Genomic DNA, 548 nt, shown 5'->3' with positions numbered 1-548 from the left:
AAGTTTGTTTGAAATCACTAAACACGATACTTAATTCTCTTAGAAGTGCCTTGCGACCTTTAAAGCATTCCCCTCCCATCAGACGATCAAGTTGTTCTTGTTTTTCTTTAACCTGACTTGCTCTGTAATTCTTTAGAAGCTCATGAAAGAGATAATAATCATCCAGTCTGAGGCCTTTTTCTCCTAGGCGATGACTGATTTCGCTTACCTCTTCATAGGGTTCTTTATCGAAACGGCGTTTGTGACTTTCCTGTTTGCGAATATAGTCTAGAATACGATTCCGGAATTTGGTTTTAAAGCACACATATAATTGGCGACGTTCCACCTCTAGTAACTCTGGATGCTGATCCACTAGCTCATACAGGCACATCATTCCCTCCTGATCCCAGTCCTCTTTCTCCCACAGATGTAAATGGTATTCTTTGCGACACTTGTTTACAATCCCTTTACTTTCTTCATACAACTCTTTCAGATTCATAGACCTCTCCTTTCTGCACTTTAGTTTAACAAAATGCAGAAAACTTTTGATCCTCTTCTCCTCTTCTGTT

The 548-nt window shown here is 39.6% G+C and carries 1 protein-coding gene; it reads right to left on the bottom strand.

Annotation, left to right across the window (positions count from 1 at the left end; genetic code table 11):
* Window positions 1-478: hypothetical protein (locus SORDD16_RS09955; RefSeq protein WP_061453294.1), on the bottom strand; the 478-nt coding region annotated here is incomplete at its 3' end.
* Window positions 479-548: the final 70 nt, after the last annotated feature.

The organism is Streptococcus oralis (assembly GCF_001578945.1).
GTDB classification, from domain to species: Bacteria; Bacillota; Bacilli; order Lactobacillales; family Streptococcaceae; genus Streptococcus; species Streptococcus oralis_Q.
The sequence above is the reverse complement of the archived record's forward strand: the minus strand, read 5'-3'. Positions and strand labels throughout refer to the sequence as shown.